13 protein-coding genes and 1 tRNA gene are annotated in these 16,403 nt (G+C 69.7%); 11 read left to right on the forward strand and 3 right to left on the reverse strand.

Annotated elements, in window-relative coordinates; genetic code table 11:
- Window positions 1-27 precede the first annotated feature (27 nt).
- Window positions 28-2,271, reverse strand: coding sequence for a DNA topoisomerase IV subunit A (gene parC, locus ACJQWL_RS08640; protein WP_330969475.1), 2,244 nt, complete (start codon window positions 2,269-2,271; stop codon window positions 28-30).
- Window positions 2,272-2,733: 462 nt separating this feature from the next.
- Between parC and ACJQWL_RS08645 the strand changes: the two genes are divergently transcribed.
- From ACJQWL_RS08645 to ACJQWL_RS08685, 9 genes are all read left to right on the forward strand, one after another.
- Window positions 2,734-3,309 carry a sigma-70 family RNA polymerase sigma factor gene (locus ACJQWL_RS08645; protein ID WP_330969474.1) on the forward strand — a complete coding sequence of 192 codons (576 nt, stop codon included), beginning with the start codon at window positions 2,734-2,736 and terminating at the stop codon, window positions 3,307-3,309.
- Window positions 3,310-3,311: 2 nt separating this feature from the next.
- Complete coding sequence (locus ACJQWL_RS08650; protein WP_330969473.1) at window positions 3,312-4,088, forward strand: anti-sigma factor; 777 nt, start codon at window positions 3,312-3,314, stop codon at window positions 4,086-4,088.
- Between the two features lie 281 nt (window positions 4,089-4,369).
- A complete protein-coding gene (locus tag ACJQWL_RS08655) occupies window positions 4,370-5,266 on the forward strand; it encodes an acyl-CoA desaturase (RefSeq protein ID WP_330969478.1) in 897 nt (298 codons plus the stop codon).
- Between the two features lie 3 nt (window positions 5,267-5,269).
- On the forward strand, window positions 5,270-6,571 hold the full coding sequence (locus tag ACJQWL_RS08660; RefSeq protein WP_330969472.1) for an NAD(P)/FAD-dependent oxidoreductase: 1,302 nt from the start codon (window positions 5,270-5,272) through the stop codon (window positions 6,569-6,571).
- Window positions 6,568-7,341, forward strand: coding sequence for a DUF1365 domain-containing protein (locus tag ACJQWL_RS08665; protein ID WP_330969471.1), 774 nt, complete (start codon window positions 6,568-6,570; stop codon window positions 7,339-7,341). Before ACJQWL_RS08660 ends, ACJQWL_RS08665 begins: the two co-directional genes overlap by 4 nt.
- The gene (locus ACJQWL_RS08670; RefSeq protein WP_330969470.1) at window positions 7,338-8,693 is read left to right on the forward strand and encodes a class I SAM-dependent methyltransferase; all 1,356 of its coding nucleotides are present in this window, start codon (window positions 7,338-7,340) and stop codon (window positions 8,691-8,693) included. Before ACJQWL_RS08665 ends, ACJQWL_RS08670 begins: the two co-directional genes overlap by 4 nt.
- A 7-nt stretch (window positions 8,694-8,700) precedes the next feature.
- Window positions 8,701-9,273: a DUF2878 domain-containing protein gene (locus tag ACJQWL_RS08675; RefSeq protein WP_330969469.1), complete on the forward strand. Its 573-nt coding sequence runs from the start codon at window positions 8,701-8,703 to the stop codon at window positions 9,271-9,273.
- Window positions 9,270-10,124 carry a DUF1295 domain-containing protein gene (locus ACJQWL_RS08680; RefSeq protein WP_330969468.1) on the forward strand — a complete coding sequence of 285 codons (855 nt, stop codon included), beginning with the start codon at window positions 9,270-9,272 and terminating at the stop codon, window positions 10,122-10,124. The genes ACJQWL_RS08675 and ACJQWL_RS08680 overlap by 4 nt, the downstream gene beginning before the upstream one ends.
- Complete coding sequence (locus ACJQWL_RS08685; RefSeq protein WP_330969467.1) at window positions 10,121-11,200, forward strand: SAM-dependent methyltransferase; 1,080 nt, start codon at window positions 10,121-10,123, stop codon at window positions 11,198-11,200. Before ACJQWL_RS08680 ends, ACJQWL_RS08685 begins: the two co-directional genes overlap by 4 nt.
- A 63-nt stretch (window positions 11,201-11,263) precedes the next feature.
- Here ACJQWL_RS08685 and ACJQWL_RS08690 read toward each other — a convergent pair whose 3' ends face one another.
- Window positions 11,264-12,130 (reverse strand): DUF4198 domain-containing protein, encoded by an 867-nt coding sequence (locus ACJQWL_RS08690; protein WP_330969466.1) that lies wholly within the window; start codon window positions 12,128-12,130, stop codon window positions 11,264-11,266.
- A gap of 184 nt (window positions 12,131-12,314) precedes the next feature.
- Between ACJQWL_RS08690 and ACJQWL_RS08695 the strand changes: the two genes are divergently transcribed.
- Window positions 12,315-12,401: transfer RNA gene (locus tag ACJQWL_RS08695), tRNA-Leu, on the forward strand.
- A gap of 281 nt (window positions 12,402-12,682) precedes the next feature.
- Here ACJQWL_RS08695 and ACJQWL_RS08700 read toward each other — a convergent pair.
- Window positions 12,683-15,361, reverse strand: coding sequence for an EAL domain-containing protein (locus ACJQWL_RS08700; protein ID WP_330969465.1), 2,679 nt, complete (start codon window positions 15,359-15,361; stop codon window positions 12,683-12,685).
- Between the two features lie 197 nt (window positions 15,362-15,558).
- Between ACJQWL_RS08700 and xth the strand changes: the two genes are divergently transcribed.
- Window positions 15,559-16,362 (forward strand): exodeoxyribonuclease III, encoded by an 804-nt coding sequence (gene xth / locus ACJQWL_RS08705; protein WP_330969464.1) that lies wholly within the window; start codon window positions 15,559-15,561, stop codon window positions 16,360-16,362.
- The last annotated feature ends 41 nt before the right edge of the window (window positions 16,363-16,403 follow it).

Below are 16,403 nucleotides of genomic sequence, written 5' to 3' on the forward strand. Positions count from 1 at the left end.
GCCGCCGCGCGCGATGGAACACGCTTCCTATTCGACACCCAGGCCTTCGACCTTCTGCCACCCCCTCGGCAACAACCCACCCCGGGTAGCGCGTCCACCGATGTAGGCGTCCAGGTCCTTCCACGACAGGGTCATGGTGCGGGCGCCGGACCTGACCGACAACGTCGTGCCGGGCGACACGACGGCAACGGCCACGACGCGTTCGGTGCCGAGCTTGGCCTTGGGGATGTCGATCAGCTTGTTGCCCTTGCCCTTGTCCAGCTCGGGCAGCTCGGCAACGGGGAAGGCCAGCAGGTGGCCGGCGCTGGTGGCGACCACCACGCGGTCGTTGTCGAGGTCGGCCACTGCCGCAGGCTGCACGACCCTGGCGCCCGGGGTCAGCGACAGCATCGCCTTGCCGGCCTTGTTGCGGCCGACCAGGTTGTCGAAGCGGGTGACGAAGCCGTAGCCGTGGCTGCTGGCCAGCACGAAGCGGGTGTCCGGCTCGCCGCTGGCGACAGCCTGGAACGACGCGCCCGGGGCCGGCGAGAAGCGGCCGGTCAGCGGCTCGCCATTGCCGCGCGCCGAGGGCAGCCCGTGCACCAGGGTGGAGTAGGCGCGGCCGTTGGAGTCCAGGAACGCCACCTGTTGCGTGCTGCGGCCGCGCGCGAACGCCAGCAGCGCATCGCCGTCGCGGTAGCTCAGGCCGGCGGCGTCGATATCCCCGCCCTTGGCCGCGCGCACCCAGCCCTTCTCGCTGAGCACCACGGTCATCGGCTCGCTGGGCACCAGCTCGGTCTCGCTCAGGGCCTGCGCGGCGCCGCGCGATACCAGTGGCGAGCGGCGCGCATCACCGAACTTCCTGGCATCGGCCAGCAGCTCGTCCTTGATCATCTTCTTGAGCCTGGCCTTGCTGCCGAGGGTGGCGACCAGGCGGTCGCGCTCGCTGGCCAGTTCGTCCTGCTCGCCGCGGATCTTCATTTCCTCCAGCCGCGCCAGCTGCCGCAGGCGGGTCTCGAGGATGTAGTCGACCTGCTCGTCGGACAGCTCGAAGCGCGCCTGCAGCACCGGCCGCGGCTCGTCCTCGCTGCGGATGATGCGGATCACCTCGTCCAGGTTGAGGAAGGCGACCAGCAGGCCCTCCAGCAGGTGCATGCGGCGCTCGACCTTGTCCAGCCGGTGCTTGAGGCGGCGGGTGACGGTGTCGCTGCGGAAGGTCAGCCACTCGGCCAGGAACGCCTTGAGCCCCTTCACCTGCGGGCGCCCGTCCAGCCCGATCACGTTGAGGTTGACCCGGTAGCTCTTCTCCAGGTCGGTGGTCGCGAACAGGTGGCCCATCAGCTGGTCGATGTCGACCCGGTTGCTGCGCGGGACCAGCACGATGCGGGTCGGGTTGGCGTGGTCCGACTCGTCGCGCAGGTCCTCCAGCCAGGGAAGCTTCTTGGCCCGCATCTGCGCGGCGATCTGCTCGATCACCTTGCCCGGCGAGGCCTGGTGTGGCAGCGCGGTGACGACGATGTTGGTGCCGTCCTTTCCGTAGATGGCCCGGGCGCGCACGCTGCCGTGGCCGGTCTCGTACATCGCCAGCAGGTCCGCGCGCGGGGTGATGATCTCCGCGGCGGTCGGGTAATCCGGGCCGAGCACGTGCTCGCACAGGTCGCGGGTGGTCGCGTCGGGGTCCTCCAGCAGGCGCACGCAGGCGCTGACCACCTCGTTGAGGTTGTGCGGCGGGACGTCGGTGGCCATGCCGACCGCGATGCCGGTGGTGCCGTTGAGCAACAGGTGCGGCAGCCGAGCCGGCATCCACGAGGGTTCTTCCAGGGTGCCGTCGAAGTTGGGATCCCAGTCGACCGTGCCGTGGGCCAGTTCGCCCAGCAGCACCTCGGCGATCGGGGTCAGCCGCGATTCGGTGTAGCGCATCGCCGCGAACGACTTGGGGTCGTCGCTGGAGCCGAAGTTGCCCTGGCCCTCCACCAGCGGGTAGCGGTACGAGAACGGCTGCGCCATCAGCACCATCGCTTCGTAGCAGGCGCTGTCGCCGTGCGGGTGGAACTTGCCGATCACGTCGCCGATGGTGCGCGCGGACTTCTTGGGCTTGGCCGTGGCGTTGAGCCCCAGCTCGCTCATCGCGTAGATGATCCGGCGCTGCACCGGCTTGAGGCCGTCGCCCAGGAAGGGCAGGGCGCGGTCGAGCACCACGTACATCGAGTAGTCGAGGTAGGCGCGCTCGGCGTACTCGCGCAGCGGGATGGTCTCGAAGCCATGGAAGGCGGGTCGTACGGGGTCGGTCATGGCGGTGCGGGGATTCCGGTCGGTTGCCGCGTGATTCTAGCGGCGGGGCGGCGGCGCTCGGCCGGGCAGTTTGCGTGCCGCCGCGGGCGGGGGGCAGATCGGGACGGCGCGCGGGCGGGCCGTGCTACCGCCCGGGAGCGGCCACGCGGTGCGAATCGCGGGGCTCCGGTGGCTGGAAATGGAAACGGGCGACGCGCTAAGGCGTCGCCCGGTCGGATGCGGAGCGACGGTAGCCCCGATCCCGGCCCGCTTCAAGCCCGCCCCGCCCCGATGAATCCAACGCCGTGCACAAGGCGTATCTCCCGGCAACTCCAGTGCGCAGGTCCATCCGTGTCCAGTCATCCGTCCACGCCCGGACAGCTCCCGGTCCGCGGCCCCGTCCATCGACGCGCCCGGCGGCGAACCGTTGCCGCCCGGTCTTGGCTACACTCGGCCACGACCACCACAGGGGCCGCGACCGCCATGGGCGAGACACAGGCAGTGCAGGAAGCCACCACCACGGCCGAATTGGCGGACCACCTGGTGGCGGTTGCAGGGGGCGATCGCCGTGCGTTCGAGCGGGTGTACACCGCTACGTCGTCAAAGCTGTTCGGGGTGTGCCTGCGGGTGCTGCCGGACCGCCAGGAAGCCGAGGACGTGCTGCAGGAGGTCTACGCCACCGTCTGGCGCAAGGCCGGGCAGTTCGATGCCAGCCGCGCCAGCCCGATCACCTGGCTGGCCATGATCGCGCGCAACAAGGCCATCGACCGGCTGCGCGCCACCCCATCCGCCGCGCGCACCGCGCCGATCGAACTGGCCGAGACGGTCGCCGACCCCGCCGCATCACCGGTGTCGGAAGCCGAGGCCTCGGTGGACCGCGAGCGGCTGGGCTACTGCATGGACCAGCTGGAGACCCGCCGGCGCTCGCTGATCCGCACCGCCTTCTTCGAAGGCGCGACATATGAAGAACTGGCCCAGCGCATCGGCTCGCCCATCGGCTCGGTCAAGAGCTGGATCCGGCGAGGCCTGATGCAACTGCGCGCGTGCCTGGAGCAATGAGCATGGACGAGCGCGACTTCGAGCAGTTCGACCAGGACCCGCCGGGCGACGACCTGCAGGCGGCCGAATACGTGCTTGGCGTGCAGGCGGGCGATGAGCGCCGCCGCAGCGAGGCGCGCATGGCCGCCGAACCCGCGTTCGCCGCGCTGGTCGCGCAGTGGGAATACCGCTTTGCCGCGCTGATCGCGGAGATCGCCCCGGTGCCCGTCCCCGCGCACCTGTGGCCCCGGCTGCGCACGCACCTGGGCTGGCTGGCGGTGGAAGGCGCGCGCGCGCCGTTGACGCAACGCGTGTCGTTCTGGCGCGGCGCCACCGCCGCTGCGCTGGCAACGGCCGCCGCCCTTGCAGTGGTGGCCGTGCTTCGGCCCATGCCCGGCCCGGTGCCCACGACGCCGCCGGTGGCGGTGGCGCCCGATCCGGTCGCACCCCCCGCCGAGCAGCCAAAGCCGGTGGTGGTGCTGGTGCGCGACGACGGCCAGACCGGTTGGCTCGCTGCGGTCGATGCCGCCACCGGTGCCGTGACCATGACGCCGGTGCCGACACCGGGCGATCCGGATGGCCGGGTCGGCGAACTGTGGCTGATTCCGCAGGGCGGGGCGCCGCTGTCGCTGGGCTTCGTGTCCAGCGAGCGGGCGCATACCGTCGGCGTCCCCGATGCGCTGCGCGCGCACCTGGCGGTGGGGTCGACCCTGGCGATCTCGCTGGAGCCGGAGGCAGGCATTCCGCATGCCGCGCCGACCGGGCCGGTGGTGGCGCAGGGCAGCATCCTGACGCTCTGAGGCGGTGCCCCGCGCACCCCGGTGTCCGGGTGTGCAGGGAACAGGGTGGCCGCGGCGCATGTCGCGCTGCCACCCTTTCGCGACCGACCTTGGCGTGAGCCGCCTGCATCCGCCCCCATGGCTGGCCCGTATGTGCAGGCATGGATTCCACCGCCACCCCGCGACCGTTCCCCGCCGATGCTCTGGATGACGCGGCCGATGCGGCCAATGCCGACGTCCTCGTAGCGACCGCATCCCCTTCGCGGCCACGCACCGCCCCTGCCAGCGGCGCATGGGCCCGTATTCGCCGCTGGTTCGACACCGCGACCGACGGCCCCGACGGCCCCGACGCGGACCGCGTCGACTGGCTGCGAGCCGTGCCCTTCGTTGGTCTGCACCTTGCGTGCCTGGCAGTCTTCTGGGTCGGCGTGTCCCCGGTTGCGCTCGCCGTGGCGGGGGCGCTGTACGCGGTGCGGATGTTCGCACTGACCGGCTTCTACCACCGCTACTTCTCGCACCGCACCTTCCGGACCTCGCGCGCGATGCAGTTCGCGTTCGCGTTGATCGGCGCCTCCAGCGTGCAGCGCGGGCCGTTGTGGTGGGCCGCGCACCACCGCAACCACCACCGACACGCCGAGACCGCGCGCGATCCCCACTCGCCCACCGTCCATGGCTTCTGGCGCAGCCACGTGCTGTGGTTCCTGACCCCGCGCGGCTTCCACACCCATTGGGAACGCATCCCCGACCTGGCCAAGTACCCCGAACTGCGCTGGCTGGACCGGTTCGACACGCTGGTACCGGTGCTGCTCGCCCTGGCCCTGTACGCAACGGGCGCGCTGCTGGAACGCGTTGCCCCACAGTTGGGCACCAGCGGCGGACAGATGCTGGTGTGGGGATTCTTCGTCTCGACCGTGGTGCTGTTCCACGCCACCGTGACCATCAACTCGCTCGCCCACGTCTTTGGCAGCCGCCGGTTCGACACCCGTGACGACAGCCGCAACAACCTGTGGCTGGCGCTGCTCACCTTCGGCGAGGGCTGGCACAACAACCACCACTTCTTCCCCGGTACCGTGCGCCAGGGCTTTCGCTGGTGGGAGGTCGACCTGACCTGGTACGGCCTGCGCGCGATGGCCGCGCTCGGGCTGGTGCACGACCTCAAGCCGATCCCGGACTGGGTGCTGGCCAGGGCGAGGGAGTGACCGATGCGCATCGCGGTCATCGGCAGCGGTATCGCGGGCCTGGCATCGGCGTGGCTGCTCTCGCGGCGCCACGAGGTGACCCTGTTCGAGGCCGAACCCCGGCTGGGCGGGCACACCCACACCCACGACATCCTGGTGCAGGGTCGGCCATACCGGGTGGATACCGGCTTCATCGTTTTCAACCCGGCGCACTACCCGCTGCTGCAGCGGCTGTTCGCCGAGTTGGGCGTGGCCTCGCGGCCGACCACCATGAGCTTCTCGGTACGCAACGAGGCCAGCGGCCTGGAGTACAACGCCACCGACCTGGATGGCCTGTTCTGCCAGCGCCGCAACCTGGTATCCGGGCGGTTCTGGGGAATGCTGCGGGACCTGCGGCGGTTCTACCGGGAGGCGCCGGTCCTGCTGGAAACCGCGGACCCCGGGCCAAGCCTGGGCGACTACCTGCGCGAGCACCGGTACGGCGCCGCCTTCCGCGACGAGCACCTGGTGCCGATGGCGTCGGCACTGTGGTCGTCCTCCTGCGACGACATCCTCTCGTTCCCGGCGCGCTACCTGGTCCAGTTCATGGCCAACCACCAGATGCTGCAGGTGTCGGGCCGGCCGCAGTGGCGGGTGGTGCAGGGCGGGTCGTCGACCTATATCGAGGCGATGCGCCAGCGCTGGCGGGTGCGCGAGCGGATCGCCTGCCGGGTGCACGCGCTGCGGCGCGACGCCGACGGGGTCGAGGTGGAATCGATCATCGGCCGCGAGCGCTTCGACCACGCCGTGCTGGCCTGCCACGGCGACCAGGCCTTGCGGCTGCTGGCCGATGCCGGCCCGGCCGAGCGCGACATCCTCGGCGCGATTCGCTACCAGTCCAACGACACCGTGTTGCACACCGACGCACGCCTGCTGCCGCGCAACCGCAAGGCGTGGGCGGCGTGGAACGCACTGCTGCCGCGCGAGCCCGGCGACGCGTGCACGGTCAGCTATTGCATGAACCTGCTGCAGGGCCTGGATGCGCCCGAGCCGCTGGTGGTGACACTCAACCGCACCGGCGCGATCGACCCGGCGCGGGTGTTGCGGCGGATGGATTACCGCCATCCGCTGTACTCGCATGCATCGGTGGCCGCGCAGGCGCGCAAGGTCGAGATCCAGGGCCGCAGGCGCACGTGGTTCGCCGGTGCGTACTGGGGCTGGGGCTTCCACGAGGACGGCATCCGCAGCGCGGTGGAGGTGGCACGCGCGCTCGGCGTGGCATGGGACGCCACGTCGACCTTTGCCAAGCCGCTGGAGCGTGACGCGGCTCGCGCGGTGCCGGCATGACCCCGGCACTCGCCAGCGCAGTCTACGAAGGTCGGGTAATGCACCGGCGCAGAAGCCCGCATGCGCACGCCTTCGGCCATTCGATGGCGCAGCTTTACATCGACCTGGCCGAGCTGCCGACGTTGTTCGACCGTCACCGGCTGTGGTCGGTCGACCGGCGCAACGCGTGCGAGTTCCGTCGCAGCGACTACCTGGGTCCGGATGAGATCCCCCTCGAGGAGGCGGTGCGGCAACGCGTACAGGCGGCCATCGGCCGGCGCCCGGCCGGACCGGTGCGCCTGCTCACGCACCTGCGCTACTTCGGCCACGCCTTCAACCCGGTCAGCTTCTACTACTGCTTCCACGCCGACGGCGTCCGCCTGGACTGCATCGTCGCGGAGATCACCAATACGCCGTGGAAGGAGCGCCATGCCTACGTGTTGCCCGTGGAAGCCGCGCGGCCCCGCGGGCGCACGCTGGAGTGGCGCTTCCCCAAGGCCTTCCATGTCTCGCCATTCATGCCGATGTCGCGCGACTACACATGGCGGTTCACCGTTCCCGGCGATTCCCTGCACGTGCACATGGACGTGTCGGCCGGGGGCCGCGACGAGTTCGACGCCACCCTTGCACTGCATCGCAGGCCGCTGGACGGGACCGCGCTCGCCCGGGTGCTGTGGGGCTATCCGCTGATGACCCTGCAGGTGGTCGGCGCGATCCACTGGCAGGCGCTGCGGCTGTGGCTCAAGGGCAACCCCGTGCACGACCACCCCACCCGCAGGAACTCCCGATGAACCAGCGCACCCGCACCGTCACCGGCGCCGCCAACACGGCCAACGCGTCCAGTATCGGCGACACCGGTGGTACTGCCCCGGGCGTCCTCGAACGCACCCTGCGCCGGCAACTGCTCGCGCAGATGCACCGGATGCGCGGGGGGCGGCTGGTGCTGGTCGATGCGCTCGGCGAGGCGGTGCTGGGGGAAGCGGGCGAGGGCGGCCTGCAGGTGCGCATCCTCGTCCGTGACATGCGCTTCTACCGCGCCATTGCCGCCAACGGCAGCGTGGGCGCAGGGGAGGCCTACATCCAGGGCTGGTGGCAGTGCGAGGACGGCACCGGCATCCCCGGTGACGGACTGGTGGCGCTGGTGCGCCTGCTGGTGCGCAACCGCGACCTGCTCGACGGCATGGAGTCGGGCCTGGCGAAAATCGGCGGATGGGCGATGCGCGGCTGGCACCGGCTGCGTCGCAACACCCGCGACGGCAGCCGGCAGAACATCGCCGCGCACTACGACCTGGGCAACGAACTGTTCTCGCTGTTCCTGTCGCCCGACCTGATGTACTCCTCGGCCATCTGGGCCGGCGACGCCGGGACCGGGCAGGGCGACACGCTGGAGGCCGCCTCGACCCGCAAGCTGGAACGCATCTGCCAGAAGCTCGACCTCAAGCCCGGCGACCGGGTGGTCGAGATCGGTACCGGCTGGGGGGGCTTCGCGCTGCATGCCGCGCGCCACCACGGGTGCCATGTCACCACCACGACGATTTCGCGCGAGCAGCACGCGCTGGCCGCCGCGCGCGTGGCCGGGGCCGGGCTGCAGGACCGCGTCACCCTGTTGCTGGAGGACTACCGCGACCTCACCGGGCGCTTCGACAAACTGGTGTCGATCGAGATGATCGAGGCCATCGGCGCCGAGTACCTCGACACCTACTTCGGCAAGCTGGGCGAGCTGCTCGAACCCGACGGGCTGGCACTGGTGCAGGCGATCACCATCGAGGACCACCGCTACCGGCAGGCGCTGCGCTCGGTCGACTTCATCAAGCGGTACGTGTTCCCGGGCAGCTTCATTCCCTCGGTCCACGCGATGCTGGCAGCCAAGACCCGCGCCAGCGACATGGCCCTGACCCACCTGGAGGATTTCGGCGGCTCCTACGCGCTGACCCTGCGGGCGTGGAGGCAGCGCTTCATGTCGCGGCTGCCCGAGGTCCGCGCGCAGGGGTTCGACGAGCACTTCATTCGCCTGTGGCAGTTCTACCTCGCGTACTGCGAAGGCGGTTTCCGCGAACGCTCGATCGGGGTGGCGCACCTGCTGCTCGCCAAGCCGGGCAACCGGCGGCCATCGCTGTTGCCGCCGCTGGCGGTACGGGCATGAGGCGGGCATGGCGATGACCGGCTCCCGGCTCGAGCTGGCCGGCAACGTACTGGGCAACCAGGCGGTCTGGCTGTGCGCGGTTGCCGGCGCGGGTCGGGGGCTGGCGTGGCCCGGGGTGGCCTCCGCGCTCGTCTATTGCACGTGGCAGCTGCGGGGTCCGGATTCGCGGGGCATGGACCTGAAACTGATCGTCGCCGCTCTGCTCATGGGCAGTGCGATCGACGGGGCGATGGCGGCATCCGGGTGGCTCGCCTACGCCGCGCCCTGGCCGTCGGCCGGCTTCGCGCCGGCGTGGATCCTGGCCCTGTGGGCGGCATTCGCGATGCTGCCGATGCATGCGCTGGCGTGGTTGCGGCATCGTCCGCTCCTCGCGTTCGCGCTGGGCGCCGTGGGTGGCCCGCTGGCGTACCTGGCCGCCGCGCGCGGCTTCGGCGCGGTCGCACTCGCCGGGCCACCGCTGGCGACCGTGTCGGCGTTGTCGGTGGCGTGGGGCGTCGCGCTGGTGGTGCTGATGCAGCTGGCGGTGCGCGCTCGGGGCCGCGCGCGTCCTGCTCCGGCGATGAAGGGAACCGGCGCATGAGCCTGCCTGCAGTGATCGGTCTGGCGTGGGCAGGGGCCGCAGTGGCGATGGCAGCCGGCTGGCTGTGGCAGCGCCGCCGCGCCAATGCCGGCATCGTCGACGTCATCTGGGCCGCGGGCGTCGGCGGCAGCGCGTTGCTGTATGCGCTGCTGGTTGATGCCGCGGCGTGGCCGCGCGCGACACTGGCCCTGCTGGGCGGCCTGTGGGGCCTTCGGCTGGCATGGCACCTGTGGCTGCGCGTCCGCAACGAGGACGAGGACGGTCGGTACCGGCACCTGCGCACGCACTGGCAGGGCCACCAGGGGGCATTCTTCCTGTTCTTCCAGGCCCAGGCGCTGCTGGTGGTGGTGTTCTCGCTGCCATTCCTGGCGGTGGCCCGCAATCCGGTGGACGGTTTCACCGGATGGTGGCTGGCGGCGGTGGCGGTCTGGCTGGCCAGCGTGGCGGGCGAGGGCATCGCCGACCGCCAGCTGGCCCGCTTCCGCGCCGACCCGGCCAACCGCGGCCGGACCTGCCGGGCGGGGCTGTGGCGATATTCGCGCCATCCCAACTATTTCTTCGAGTGGACCCACTGGTTCACCTATGTCCTGCTGGCGGTCGGCTCGCCGATCGCATGGCTGGCGTGGGCCGGTCCACTGGTCATGTATGCCTTCCTTCGCTGGATCAGCGGCGTCCCGTACACCGAGGCGCAAGCGCTGCGCACGCGTGGCGAGGACTACCGGCACTACCAGCGCACCACGCCGATGCTGATCCCCTGGTTTCCCCGCGACGCCGTCCCCGACGACCCGCTCCAGACGGTCACGGCCGACTCCCCCGACTCCCCCGACGCCTCACGCAAGGATCCCGAATGAATGCCCTGGTCGATACCGAACTTCCCAGCGATCGCCCGGGTCCCGGCCTGCTGGGCCTGGCCGAGCGTGGTCGCGTGCCCGACGCGCTGCTGCGGCTGGGCATCCGGCGCATGTGCGAGCAGCGCCTGCGCGAGGAGTCCGAAGGCGGTCTGCAGGCGCAGGCCGAGCGCTACGCCCGCCGCATCGAGGCGTTGCGCGCCAGTCCGGTGGCCATCCATGCCGACGCCGCCAACTCCCAGCACTACGAGCTGCCGCCGGCATTCTTCCAGCACTGCCTGGGCAAGCGGCTGAAGTATTCAAGCTGCTACTACCCCACGGGCCACGAGAGCCTGGAGCAGGCCGAGGAGGCGATGCTCAAGCTCTATGGCGAGCGCGCCCAGCTGCGTGACGGCCAGGCCATCCTGGAATTGGGATGCGGGTGGGGTTCGCTGACGTTGTGGATGGCCGAGCGATTCCCCGGCGCGAAGATCACCGCGGTCTCAAACTCCGCGCTGCAACGCGAGCACATCCTGGCCCAGTGCAAGCGGCGCGCGCTCTTCAACGTCCGTGTGCTGACCTGCGACGTCAACACGCTGGAGCTGGACGCCGGGCAGTTCGACCGCTGCGTATCGATCGAGATGTTCGAGCACATGCGCAACTACGAAACCCTGCTGGGCCGCATCGGTCAGTGGCTGAAGCCCGGTGGCGCGCTGTTCGTGCACATCTTCCAGCACAGGGCGTTGATGTACCCGTTCGAGACCGGGGGAGAGGGCAACTGGATGGGCCGGCACTTCTTCACCGGCGGCCTGATGCCGGCGGCCGACACCCTGCTGTGGTTCCAGCGCGACCTTCGCATCGAAAGCCGCTGGGTGCTGGACGGGACCCACTACCAGCGCACCGCAAACCACTGGCTGGCGCGTCAGGACGCCCAGCGCGACGCGGTGATGGCAGTGCTGCGCGACGCGTATGGCGAGGCGGGCGCGGCGCTGTGGTTCCAGCGCTGGCGGATGTTCTGGATGGCGTGCGCAGAGATGTTCGGCCTGCGCGGCGGGCAGGAGTGGGGGGTAGGCCACTACCGGTTGGTCAAACCGGGCTGATGCCACCGCGTCGAGGCAACGGGCCCGCCGACAGGCGCTGGCGGGCCCATTGTGCGGCGAGCCCTATTTTTTCGGCGGCAGCCAGTCCTGCTGGATGGCATAGGCGGCCCAATAGCTGCGCCAGTCTGCGCCCCTGCATTTCGGGCAGGGTTTCATGTGCACCATCCGCAGCAGCCAGAACCCGGGCTTGTCGTATCGGAACCGTGCGACGCCATCGCCGTCGGTCTTGACCGTTCGCGAGCTGCCGTGTGATTTGAAATCACCCGTGGGATGGTGGAGCACCGTCAGCGTGGCGCCGGCCAGTGGCTCGCCCTGGAACAGCACTCGCGCCCTGAGCTCCTCGGCCGCCTGTGGATCGTGGGGCGCGTCGAGCAGGACGATCTCCAGTGGCAATCCGATCACTGCCGCGTGCACGTCGTGGCTGCCCGCATCGGGTCCAGTGACCAGGGCCTTGATGTGGCGGGTGTAACGCTCGCGATCCTCGCCCGAGGCCGTGGGCGTCTGCCGGCGCTGCAGCGCCAGCATGTCTCCGAGATGCTCTTCCTGGAGGTAGCTGGCGAACTTCTTGTTCGGCAAGGCCAGCGTGACCGGCTTGCGGTTCAGTACCACCATTGCGGGCGTGGGCGTATCCCGTGGGAGCGTGTGGTACGGCAACGCTCCATTCCTTGCGCTTCCGATGATGCTGCGCTTGCCTTCCGGGGTGATGAGGCGCAGGGAAATGGTGCTGGCCGCATCGTAGGCGCGCACTTCTTCAGCGTGGAGGGCGTGGCCCAGCTGCATCCTCACGGCCGGCGGAGCGCTGTCGTCGGCGCGTTCCCCCGCCAGCCAGAAGTCGTGCGCGCCGGCGACACCCGGGAGGGTCAGCAACGCCATCATGGCGGGTACCAGGAAGCGTACGCCGGACGTGGATCGACCGTGCGGGTTCTTCATTGCCCATCTCCTTGCGAGGGTGGAAATTCGTCGTGGCGCAGCCGCGGCGAGCCGCCGTTACGCCGGTCGAAGAGCGTTCAACTCCAGCTGTATACGTGGGTTGGGCGAATCCGGAGGCAGTATTGACAACCCCATCGCCGCATCGCAACATACGCGCCCCGCACAGCCACACGCGTGCGGGTTTGCCCAGGTGGCGGAATTGGTAGACGCACTAGCTTCAGGTGCTAGCGGGGGCAACTCCGTGGAGGTTCGAGTCCTCTCCTGGGCACCATCTTATAGTCCGACGACGACTACCAGCGTCCCGGCACCCCGCGAAGAACCCCGCCCCGGCGGGGTTTTTTGTTGCCTGCTCGTCCGAACCAATCGACCCATCTGTGGAGCCGGTACGCCGCACAGCGTGTACTGCCGGAAGGGGAGCCTATGGCGTCTGATGGGGCCCTGTGCGGAGTGGAGCAGAGCTCCAGGCCACGACGCTGCGCGGCAATGTCCTCTCCGCATGTTTCCAACAGGGGGCCCGGAGCAGCAGCGGCCCGTCGCTGCCGGTGCCGCGACCTAGAGGAAGTGCACCGGTTCGCCCAGGGCGTAGCCCTGCCCATAGTCCACGCCGATGTGGCGAAGCTGCTCGAGGATGCGCTCGCTCTCGACGAATTCGGCCACGGTCTTGAGCCCCATCAGGTGGCCGATGTCGTGGATGGCCTTGACCATGGCGTAGTCGACCGGGTCGTCGGCGATGTCGCGGACGAAAGCGCCGTCGATCTTCAGGGCATCGACGGGCAGGCTCTTCAGGTAGGCGAACGACGACATGCCGCTGCCGAAGTCGTCCAGGGCGAACTGGCAGCCTTCGGCCTTGAGTTCATGCATCAGCCGCACCGCATGGGCCATGTTGCGGATGGCCGCGGTCTCGGTGATTTCGAAGCATATGCTGCTGCCGGGCACTCCTGTTGCCGCAAGCAACTCGCGGACGTGCCCGGCCAGGTGTGCATCGCTGACCGAACCGCCCGAGAGGTTGATCGCGTAGCGTGGGCTCCCGGCCTCGGGGTCGGCCTGGATCCGGGCGCCGAGGTGGCGGCAGACGGCGCCGATCACCCAGCGGTCGATCTCCGGCATCAGGTTGTAGCGCTCGGCTGCCGGTATGAAGGACATCGGTGGAACCAGCTGGCCATCCTCGCCCCGCATGCGCAGCAGGATTTCGTAGTGGGCGGGACCGGGCGGGTCGCCGAGCGAGAAGATCTGCTGCACGTACAGGACGAACCGCTGCTCACGCAGCGCCTTGCGGATCTGGCCGACCCATTCCATCTCGCCGTGGCGGCGCGCCAGCTCCTCGTCGCCGGCGCGATAGGTGTGGACGCGGTTACGGCCCAGGTCCTTGGCCAGGTAGCAGGCTTCGTCGGCCTTGCTGAGGATGTCGGCCACGGTCATGGTGGTGTCGCCGAAGCAGACGTGGCCGATGCTCACGCCCACGTTGAAGGTGTGGCCATTCCACGCGAACGGGAATTCGGTGATCGCCTGCCGCAGCTTTTCAGCCACCTGCAGCGCGGGCAGCTCGGCGCAGTCTTCCAGCAGCAGGCAGAACTCGTCGCCCCCGATACGGGCCAGGGTGTCGCGACTGCGGACCAGGGGCCCCAGCATCTGGCTGAGCTGGCCCAGCAGCTCATCGCCGGCGATGTGGCCACAGGTGTCGTTGACCACCTTGAACTGGTCCAGGTCGAGGTACAGCAGTGAATGCACATGGCCCAGCCGGGATGCGGAAACCAGCGCGGCATCGACGCGCCGTTCGAGTTCGGCGCGGTTGGGCAGCCCGGTCAGCGCGTCGTGCGTGGCCTGGAACGAGAGCTGGGCGGCCAGCTTCCGCCACTGCGACACGTCGCGGAACGCCACCACCGTCCCGGCGCGATTGCCCGCGCGGTCGCGCAGCTGGGTGAGGTTGCCCTCGATGGCGATCGTGGTGCCGTCGGGCCGGCGCAGGAACGGCGCGGTGATAGGCAGCGGTGCGCTTTCGTCAGGCCCATCACGACGCGCGCTGTCCAGCGACTCCGGCTCGCCCTGCGCATCCTCCAGCGCCAGCACGTCGCCGTGGCTGCGCCCGATTGCCCGTGCTGCGCTGAGGCCGGTCAGTAGTTCGGCAGTCGGGTTGAGGTAGGTCACGGTGCCGGCCTGGTCGACGACGATCACGCCGTCGGCAATGGCCCCCAGCGTCGCCTGCGCACGCTCCTTCTCTTCGAAGATGACCTGTTCGGCGTGCTTGCGGTCGGTGATGTCGCGGAACATGCCGACGAAATGCACCTCGCCGCCCAGCTCGATTTCAGAGAACGAAACTTCGATGGGCAGTTCGCTGCCGTCACGTTTGAGCGCGACGGCCTCGGTCGAACGCCAGTCCAGTCGGCGCACGCCAGTGTCGAGGTAGCGCTGCAAGCCGGCCAGGTGGCGGGCGCGCAGCCGTTCGGGCTGGAGCAGCGCGAGCGGCTGGCCGATGAGGGCCTCGTGCTCATGTCCGAACAGCGCCAGCACGCTGGGATTGGCGAAGCGGATGGTGCTGTGGCGGTCCATGATCACGATCGCGTCGGACGTGGTGTCCCAGACCGAGGTGTACAGCAGCTCCGCCCGGGCCTGCCGGCTTGCGGCCCTGTCCAGGGCCTTGGACTTGCGGGCCACCTCGTCTTCCAGCTGGTGCTTGACCTCATGCAATTCGCGATTGACCTGGTCGCGCTCCACCACGGTGTCCTGCAGGCGTCGCACCGCGCGGCGCAACTCCAGCCATTTCACTACCTGCTGCGCCATGACCTGCAGCGCGAAATGCTGGTGCGCCGTCAGCTGTCGCGGCACGCGATCCATGACCGCCACCGTCCCGACCGCAGAGCCGGCGGACGTCACCAGGGGATAGCCGGCGTAGAAGCGCAGGAAGGGGGCGGCGAGCACCATCGGGTTGTCCCGGAACCGCGGGTCCAGCTGCGCGTCGGCCACGACCAGCACCTCGTGGTGCATCAGGGTGTGGGCGCAGAAGGCGACCTCGCGTGGGGTCTGGTCCATGTCCAGCCCGATCCTGGCCTTGAACCATTGCCGGGTGCCGTCGACGAAGGTGATGGTGGCGATCGGCGTGTCGCACACCTGCGCGGCGAGCGCCGCGATGTCGTCGAGGTCGAGCTCCGAGGCGCTGTCGAGGATATCGAAGGACGCCAGGTCCGCAAGGCGCGCGTCCTCGTCCGGCGGGATGGGAAAGGAGTCGGAACCCATGCCGGCATCATATACACCGCCCCGGTGGTCACCGCATCCACTTCACGCCCGGCCGCAGGGCCCGGCCCGACATTGCGCCCAGCGCGTGCATCGGCCCGGTACGTCCATCGCGGCCGGGTTCACCTTGCCCGGAGCGGTGCTCGCTTACGTTCGAGGCCGGCATCGGCGGGCAGGGCCCGCGCGCGAAAGGAGTCCCAATGGCACCCCGGAAGACCCTGAAACTGGCGACGTACAACGTCAACGGCATCGGCACGCGGTTGCCGAACCTGCTGGACTGGCTCGGCCGGGAGCAGCCCGACATCGTCGCGTTGCAGGAATTGAAGGCGGTCGACACCGCGTTCCCGGCGGCGGAACTGGATTCCGCCGGCTACGGCGCGATCTGGCAGGGGCAGCGCTCGTGGAACGGCGTGGCGTTGCTGGCGCGCGGCGCGGTGCCGGTCGAGAGCCGCCGCGCCCTGCCTGGCGATGCCTCGGACGCGCAGGCCCGCTATATCGAGGCGGCCATCCACGGCATCGTGGTGGCCAGCATCTACCTGCCCAACGGCAACCCGCGGCCGGGCCCCAAGTACGACTACAAGTTGCAGTGGATGCAGCGGTTGGCGCGCCATGCGAAGACGCTGGTCGGGCTGCCCCATCCGGTCGCCCTGCTGGGCGACTTCAACGTCATCCCCACGGATATCGACGTCTACGACCCGAAGGCGTGGCGCAAGGACGCACTGATCCAGCCCGAGGTCCGGGAGGCCTTCGAATCGATCGTGGAACAGGGCTGGACGGATGCGCTGCGGCAGTCGAGCGGTGAGCGCGTGGTCTACACGTTCTGGGACTATTTCCGCCAGCACGCCGAGCGCGACCGTGGCCTGCGCATCGACCACCTGCTGCTCAATCCGGTGCTCGCCAAGGACCTGCAGGAGGCCGGCGTGGACCGCTGGGTGCGGCTCCAGGACAAGGCCAGTGACCATGCCCCGACATGGGTCACGGTGCGCGCGCCCAGCGGGGTCTGACCGGCTCGCGGCAGGGGCCCTCCGGAACGGAACGCGTGTTC

Origin of the sequence: Novilysobacter viscosus (assembly GCF_046600715.1) — a bacterium.
GTDB lineage: Bacteria > Pseudomonadota > Gammaproteobacteria > Xanthomonadales > Xanthomonadaceae > Lysobacter_C > Lysobacter_C viscosus.